We start from the raw sequence: 7,310 nt of genomic DNA, 5'->3' as shown, positions 1-7,310 counted from the left end.
TATTTAACGGTAACAAGGAAAGAGGCCTCATGACTGTCAAATCCTCGATCTCACTCACCGACGAACAGGCGTGCCTTCGCACGCCAACTCGTCGAGAAGGGTTGATTTACGTCCGTCAGCGCTGCGTTGCAGCAAGGACTGGAGCTGTTGCGCCTACGCTTCGAAAATGACGAGTTGGAACTTGAAGCGTTGCGAACTCTTCTAATCGAACGGCAAAGAGGAACGTTCGTATCCAGCGACGGCATGATGAACGCCATTGCTGGCGCAGCGGCCCGCAAGCGCGCCAAGCATGGCCTATGAGGTCGCCTTCGCGGCCGATGCCAAACGCGACTTCACACTGATTTTCGAGTTTCTGGTCGATAGCTATGTGGGATTTGGCGATGACACCTAAACAGCCATCATGCACGCGCAAGCGCGCGTGCAGTCGATCCGCGAAGACATCACTAGACTGGAACAATTGCCCTATCGCGAAACGCAGCACGACGGCATGCTGCCTGGGCTTCGCCATTTGACAATTGGGCAGGCCATTGCGTGATTTAACATAAATGAAGATCTGAAACTTGTTCGGGTGCTCGCCATTTTTTTGGCGGCCAGGATCATGTCCGCAGGATGCTAACGCGGTTGCTAGGCGAGTAACGCAATGGCGGCTTCAGAGTAGTTCAGCCGTTCTGACCCGGCGCCGTCGACTGGTGCGCCTGGCGCGCCTGTCCCTTTGCGGACATGATCTGAACCCATCGCGGCGCGGAACTTCACGTTTATATATCGTTCAATGCGGCATTAGCTGCAGTCGTGAAGGCCCCAAGGTCGAGGCTTGGATTTGCAGCTACGTTTCGTAGCCATCGACCGCTGGGTAGACTGGTCAGTGACGTTGATCCGGGCGGCAAGGCCGCATGCAGTCTATCTGTGGCTTCGGTATCTACCGGTCGCCAGACTACGAGACCGGTTTCCGGAAGCGCCAGAAGCTCAAGCCTTTTATCGGCTGAAATGAATGCCGAAAATTCGCTGGCCATCGCCATGCATTTTTCAATCCGCGCGGCGATACCTTTGCGGCCCCATGCGAGTAAACTCGCAAGGAGCGGTACCGCAACCGCGCCATGTGATCCGAGGACGCCGACGTTCGGGGTTTTAAGATACGCCCCGCCGAAGCTCATTGCTGCGTGCGCGTGTGTCGCGTCGCGAAACAGCACCAAGGCGGACCCTTTTGGCTGAAACAGCCATTTGTGAGCGGAAATTGCGACCGAGTCCGCACGCTCAATGCCCGACAGGCGCGATGAATATTGCGGCCTGAGCCGCAGAGGCCCGGCCCAGGCAGCATCGACATGGGTCCAGGCTGCGCCTCCAATCAGACAGAGATCATCAACAGCTCCAGTGCTCGTCGCCCCGGCGGTGAGGACCAGGGCCGTCCGGCTCAGATCGCCTTGTAATGTTTCAGCCAGTAGTGACCCTACTGGCCAGCACGGCAAGGGACGCGTCGGCAATCCAAGGATATGAGCAGCTTTGGCGACCGACAGATGCGCGGTCTCGGCATAGGCAACCTCCTGCACTCCAGCGCATTCGCGCGCTGCCCATAGTGCGGTCAGATTCGCAACCGTCGAGCCGGGCACCATGTGGCCGCCGTCCATGCCGAAAAACAGAGCCAGCCAATCGACCACCCGCGCCTCCAGATCGCGCGCGACCGGCGCTGTCGCTGGATGAAGCAGGTTTTGGTTGAGCGACGCGTTCCACAAGGTCGTGGCCCAGCTTATCCAGGGCGTGGGCGGGTCCATCTGCGCCATTGCGGCGGGGTGACCAAGGCGGGTCGCTCCGCCAAGGATCAACGGCGCGAGCAAATTCAAGGTGGCGAGTGCGCCCAGCCCGACTTCAGGCAAAGCGTGCGGGATGGGCATCGTCGCCATTTCCGACGTTCTCCATCAAGTCAATGGCATGAACGAGTGCTTCTCGATCAAACGTAAAATCCGGATCGGCCATGACGGCTTTTAACCGAAACAGCAGGCAGCACAAATCGCGGTTCACTCGTGGTAGTCGATCACGAGATTGAGTCCGCCGCCCACCCTAAATCTTCATCCAGCGACAGGCCGCCCATGACCGCTATCGGCGAATTGCCGACAGGGAGCGGCGTAGGGCCCCGATGACCGGACTGAAGTGACCCTGCCGGTCCCTGATCGACGCCGTCAGAGGGGTTAGCTCAAAGCGGGCATTGACACGTTGCGAACAAGGTGGATGTTTTCCCGGTCGGCCCTATGGTTGCTTTACTAGGGTGATCGGCGGCGTGCTGCGTGTTTAATGATCTATGATGTGGCGAAGTTTCTGCATGTGACGGGCGTCGCCATGCTGATGGGGAACATCACTGTCACTGCGATCTGGAAGTTCTTTGCTGACCGCGACGGGCGGCCGGAAGTACTTTCCTATGCCCAGAAGATGGTGACCTATACCGACTGGTCGATGACCGTCTGGGGCGTGGTGCTGATCATCGGAGGCGGCTATTTCATGGCCATTTCGGCTCATTATCCACTCGGGCAGGGCTGGCTTCTGTGGAGCCAGATACTTTTCGTTCTGTCAGGGCTGATCTGGATACTCGCGATCGTACCAATTCAGGTAAAACAGGCCCGTTTGGCGAAAGCGTTCGCAAAGGGAGATGTGGGTGAGGTATATCGTTCGTTATCGCGGCGCTGGCTGGCGTGGGGGCTTGTGAGCACGTTCCCTCTGTTGGTCGCGACATGGCTGATGGTGGTGAAGCCAGTCTGAGGCGTGCAGCGCGTCATCGTGCTGCAGGCGGAAAGTTCCTGATGCCCCAAGTCCTCAACGGTCAAAGAGCCCGCCTTTTCGAAGTTCGCCGTCTCCCTGGGAAACAGGCTCGCAGCATAACGCGCAGGTGTCCCACCTTCACATTTGTATGGCAGAAAGTGCTGGCGATGTAGTGTTTGGTGATCGCAAGGCGAACGTCTGCAATCGGCGATGACCCGCCTGGCGGGGGTGAGGGTTTCGGACGGCGCGATTGGCCCAGAACAGCCGGTGAGGACCATTCCTGCGGCAGAAGCCTGGACCAGTGATTTCGCATCGCTAAAGGAAACCACCCTCGCTGCAGGAACCCGGCCGAACAGTCTCCAGGTTATCCGAAGGCCTTTTTCACTGAGTGAGTGGATCTATGAACGAGAAGAAGCAACGACGCACTCATTGGCATTGCAACCTTCTTCTCTGCGGCATGGATGCGATTTGAATCTCATAAGGAGCGCGCAAACGTAAACAGCAGCAAGCCCTGAGTATCGGTTAGTCATTCGGAAGACTGGATTGCGGATTTTGGCGCCCGAGAACACGCACGATCAAAACGCCATTGGCCCCGGCCTGGTAATAGATGGAATGCGCGGCATACACCGAGCGGCGATAGCCAGCGCGGATATGATCGACCTCTTGCCATAGCTGCGGAGTGTCCGCGTGTCTGCCCCAGGCGTGCGATCAGCCCCTCGTAGTATTCGTCCGCCACTTGCACGCCGAAGCGATCGATGCCCCACTCGTACAAGCGTTCGAGGTCCGCATCGGCCGCCTGGGTTAAATGATAGCGGCCATCAACCATTCAGGGGCTTCCGCTTCTTCACCGCCGCGCGAATTTCTTCGGGTCCGCGCGCGCTGAGGCCACTTCTCTCGCCTTCGACGAGCGCCGCGCGGATGGCCTCGATCTCGGAAGTTTCCTGCTGCGCCTTGCGGATCAGGTCGCGCAACACCTCGCTGTCGTTCGTGTAAGCGCCGCTGTCGATCTGCGCCTTGATCCAGTCATTCTGAATATCGGTCAGGGTGATAGTCTTTCGGACTGTGGTCATTGGTCGGCTCCTTCGGGCGAATTAATCATACTATTGATGTGTTATAGCACGTTTTTGGGCATCCTCGGCAAGAGTTCTCGGTCGGGTTTGACCACGTAGTCCAAACTGTCCGTCGCGTTGGATGGGAGAGGCGCTGAACAGCTATCGGTCGCGGGATAGCTTGCAAATTGCCCAGTACAAGAGCTCGTGCGGCAGCGCTGTATCACTGACCGATATCGGCGATGAATTGCCTGATGGCATAAATGAGACTCCGTCTGCCATCGCCAGAATTGCTGCCGTTCGGCAGTTTGGATTACTCGTGCATTTCCAGCGGCAAGTTTGCCCGTCCGGCGCGATAGCGGACGATCGGTCCCCATATTTGAAGACTTCGTTCTGAGGCATCGCAAGGCGGCGAGACAGTTGGAAACACGCCCGCCATTTTGACCCGGTCGCAATCGGGCTCGCTTCGTTGTGTCGACTTCCGGAGGCCGGCGCTTCTTCGCTGCGATTAAGCGCCTCAATACGATCCGCGCTCGTGCCCACAACTTATCGCCAATGGAGCTGTCGATCGTACGCGCAAGAGACCCAGGGGCTACAACGAAACGGTCCGTGCCGATGCGAAACACTTGGAATGCTTCGCAGAAGCCGATCGCGCCTGATTGAAGGGAAAAGCGCACGGTCCAAAAAACACGAATGCACTAGCGAATATACCAGGAGCCACTTTTGAATAAAAATATCAATTAAAACAGTGTTGTATGGCGGAGAGACAGGGATTCGAACCCTGGAGACGCGTTAACGTCTACACACTTTCCAGGCGTGCGCCATCGACCACTCGGCCACCTCTCCGTTCACCGCAAGCGGCGTACGCGAGCAGATAACGGATGACAGGCCCGGTCGCAAGCTTGTGATTGCCGCCTTGGCGTTTCGTGCCCATATCTCGGCCTTAAGAAAGGGAATCCGCCGATGTTCTTCTCCCGCAAGCCCGCTGCGCTGCCAACCCGCGAAACCGCCCTGCCCGGTCGCAGCCGCCCCATCCCCACCGCCGCCGTCCATTTCGTCAGCGGCCGCCCGCTCGGGGCCGAGGCGCCCGCCGGTTACGAGACCGCCGTTTTCGGCCTCGGCTGTTTCTGGGGAGCCGAACGGCTGTTCTGGCAAACCAAGGGCATCTGGCTGACCCGTGTCGGCTATGCAGGCGGGATCACGCCGAACCCCACCTATGACGAAGTCTGCTCCGGCGGCACCGGCCATACCGAGATCGTCGAAGTCATCTTCAATCCCGCCGAAGTCGCCTTTGCGGACCTTGTGAAACTCTTCCTCGAAAGCCATGACCCGACGCAGGGCATGCGGCAGGGCAACGATATCGGCACCCAGTACCGCTCGGCGATCTACTTCGCGAGCCGCGCGCAGGAGGCGACCGCCCGCGAGATGATCGCCGCCTATAACGCCGAACTCGCCGCCTCCGGCCACCGCGGCGCGGTCACCACCGAACTCGCGCCCCGCCCCGACGTGTTCCTCGCCGAAGACTACCACCAGCAATACCTCGCCAAGAACCCGAACGGCTATTGCGGTCTCGCCGGCACCGGCGTGAGTTGTCCGTTGCCGCCAGTAAAGGCGAGCTGAAACTGCTCTTATGAGTCAAGCCATGCGATGTCATCCAAACAAGGTCGCAGGATGGGCCATATGGACTGAAGGACGAGGAAAAGGGCCTTAAGACCCGAAGTTCAGCGAAAACCGCTTGCGCGACTCGATCATTGCCTGTGCCTTGAACAGTGCGTCTGAAGCAGTCTGTGCGCGCTGTATTACCGGATCGCCCCGCAGTCCTTCGACCGCCTGCGCCAGGTGCGAGATCGCTTCCTTCACGACCGTCTGGTCGAACTGTTTCTCCGCCCGGACGATAAGTGCGCGGCCGAGTTCCAGCTTCGCCTGGATGATGCGACCTGTATCGGCGGTCAGCGTTGCCGTGCCGAGATGGCCCCGGCGCATCGCGATCACCTTGTCCAGCGCCGACAGTTCGCCGAGATCCTCGGCCACCCGCACACCCGCGGCGCAGAAATCAGCCTCGATCTCGCTGCGAAGCGTCTGCGAGACCGGCAATTCGTTGGCCAGCACGCTTTCCAGCTCATTCGCCAGGTCGCGGATCTTCTCGGCGCGGAAGGCTTGCGGATCGGACAGCGCCGGCTGCAGCTGCTTGGCAATCAGGTAAGCCGCGAGGCGCGCGACATCTTCGGTCTGCGCCTTTCGCGACCCAGGCAAAGCCACCGTGAACAGGCGCGCGTCGGCTGCCGACAGCCCGCCCCCCCGGCTTAGGCCGTGCACTTCCAGCCCGCGCTCACCCTTACCGTGCCAGCTGGCCCAGACAAACAGGTCCGCGTCGGCCGTGGCCATTCGCTTGCGGGCCCGGGCAACGGGCTCGCTGCCCAACCCGCCCTTCAGACGGCCCATCGCAACCAGTGAGAAAGGCGCGCCAAAGGCAAAAACCGGCAAATTGCGCGACAGCGCCGAGGACAGCCATTTCGAGGTCCGGCCGGCAGACGCGCCTTCCGGATGCGCCATCAGGATCCGGAAGCCCGGCGCCCGGCTGGCCTTCGCCCGCGCCGCGCGCACCGCGTTCATCACGTTGCCGCTGATCCGGACAAGGCCGATGATCAGCTTCACCAGCAGGAAGACGCCCACGAGTAAAATCATGGCTGCGCCGAACAGGGCGAGCCATTCGGCGCCCGGTATGTTCGTCTTCAGCCAGGAATCGGCGGTTTCAAGCCAGCCGGTGATCAACATTCTGAACCTGTCCTCTCGCGCCTCAAGGCGATACGTTTCTTACCAAATCCTTGCAACAGTGAAACTCTCTATTCTCAGGACCCTGCCGGCCATGCGCACCCGCTTTGCCCCCTCGCCCACAGGTCGCCTGCATCTTGGGCATGCCGCCTCCGCCTTTGCGGTCTGGGACACGGCCCGCGCCGAGGGCGGCGAAGTCCTCCTGCGCATCGAGGATATCGACCAGACGCGCTGCCGCCCGCACTACGAGGCCGCGATCCTGGAAGACCTGGCCTGGCTGGGGCTGGGCTGGACCGGCGAGGTGCGCCGCCAGTCCGACCATTTCGCCAGATATACCACAGTTCTCAATGCCCTTCGCGCGCGGGGGCTTGTTTATCGCTGTTTTCTCACCCGCAGGGAGAGTGCCGCCCGCCTGCCCGCCGGCGCCGATCCGGACGAAGGCGGCCTCGTCAGCCGCCCCCTCCCCCCAGCCGAAGAGGCCGGGCGCCTCGCCCACAACGCCCCCTTCGCCTGGCGCCTGTCACTGGACGCCGCCCGCAAGGCCCTCGGTCCGGCCTTCGCGGCGCTCACCTATACCGAATGGACCCCAGCCGGCACCCACGACCTGCCCGCCCGCCCGGACCGGTTCGGCGATGTCGTCCTCGCCCGCAAGGACGCGCCCACCAGCTACCACCTCGCCTGCTGCCATGATGACGCACTGCAAGGCATAACCCACATCATCCGCGGCGAAGACCTGCGCGAAGT

General features: G+C 60.7%; 6 protein-coding genes and 1 tRNA gene. 3 read left to right on the top strand and 4 right to left on the bottom strand.

Features of this window, described 5'->3' with window-relative positions:
- Window positions 1–755: 755 nt before the first annotated feature.
- The gene (locus WEA77_RS02530; RefSeq protein ID WP_368066293.1) at window positions 756–1,895 is read right to left on the bottom strand and encodes an aspartate aminotransferase family protein; all 1,140 of its coding nucleotides are present in this window, start codon (window positions 1,893–1,895) and stop codon (window positions 756–758) included.
- A gap of 388 nt (window positions 1,896–2,283) precedes the next feature.
- Between WEA77_RS02530 and WEA77_RS02525 the strand changes: the two genes are divergently transcribed.
- The gene (locus WEA77_RS02525; RefSeq protein ID WP_368066292.1) at window positions 2,284–2,745 is read left to right on the top strand and encodes a DUF2269 family protein; all 462 of its coding nucleotides are present in this window, start codon (window positions 2,284–2,286) and stop codon (window positions 2,743–2,745) included.
- A gap of 818 nt (window positions 2,746–3,563) precedes the next feature.
- Here WEA77_RS02525 and WEA77_RS02520 read toward each other — a convergent pair.
- The gene (locus WEA77_RS02520; RefSeq protein WP_368066291.1) at window positions 3,564–3,815 is read right to left on the bottom strand and encodes a type II toxin-antitoxin system ParD family antitoxin; all 252 of its coding nucleotides are present in this window, start codon (window positions 3,813–3,815) and stop codon (window positions 3,564–3,566) included.
- 735 nt (window positions 3,816–4,550) lie between these two features.
- A tRNA-Ser gene (locus WEA77_RS02515) sits at window positions 4,551–4,640 on the bottom strand.
- 117 nt (window positions 4,641–4,757) lie between these two features.
- Between WEA77_RS02515 and msrA the strand changes: the two genes are divergently transcribed.
- Complete coding sequence (msrA, locus tag WEA77_RS02510; protein ID WP_368066290.1) at window positions 4,758–5,414, top strand: peptide-methionine (S)-S-oxide reductase MsrA; 657 nt, start codon at window positions 4,758–4,760, stop codon at window positions 5,412–5,414.
- Between the two features lie 87 nt (window positions 5,415–5,501).
- Here msrA and WEA77_RS02505 read toward each other — a convergent pair whose 3' ends face one another.
- The gene (locus tag WEA77_RS02505; RefSeq protein ID WP_368066289.1) at window positions 5,502–6,569 is read right to left on the bottom strand and encodes a hypothetical protein; all 1,068 of its coding nucleotides are present in this window, start codon (window positions 6,567–6,569) and stop codon (window positions 5,502–5,504) included.
- Window positions 6,570–6,660: 91 nt separating this feature from the next.
- Here WEA77_RS02505 and gluQRS point away from each other — a divergent pair.
- Window positions 6,661–7,310, top strand: a 650-nt coding sequence (gene gluQRS / locus WEA77_RS02500; RefSeq protein WP_368066288.1) for a tRNA glutamyl-Q(34) synthetase GluQRS, incomplete at its 3' end; no start/stop codon positions are given.

The organism is Hyphomonas sp. (assembly GCF_040882205.1).
GTDB lineage: Bacteria > Pseudomonadota > Alphaproteobacteria > Caulobacterales > Hyphomonadaceae > Hyphomonas.
This window is presented reverse-complemented; position numbering and strand designations above follow the sequence as displayed.

Bases quoted from the DNA above. Each gene is read 5' to 3' on its own strand.
- WEA77_RS02530 (WP_368066293.1), bottom strand. From the start codon at position 1,895: ATGGCGACGATGCCCATCCCGCACGCTTTGCCTGAAGTCGGGCTGGGC.
- WEA77_RS02525 (WP_368066292.1), top strand. From the start codon at position 2,284: ATGATCTATGATGTGGCGAAGTTTCTGCATGTGACGGGCGTCGCCATG.
- WEA77_RS02520 (WP_368066291.1), bottom strand. From the start codon at position 3,815: ATGACCACAGTCCGAAAGACTATCACCCTGACCGATATTCAGAATGAC.
- msrA (WP_368066290.1), top strand. From the start codon at position 4,758: ATGTTCTTCTCCCGCAAGCCCGCTGCGCTGCCAACCCGCGAAACCGCC.
- WEA77_RS02505 (WP_368066289.1), bottom strand. From the start codon at position 6,569: ATGTTGATCACCGGCTGGCTTGAAACCGCCGATTCCTGGCTGAAGACG.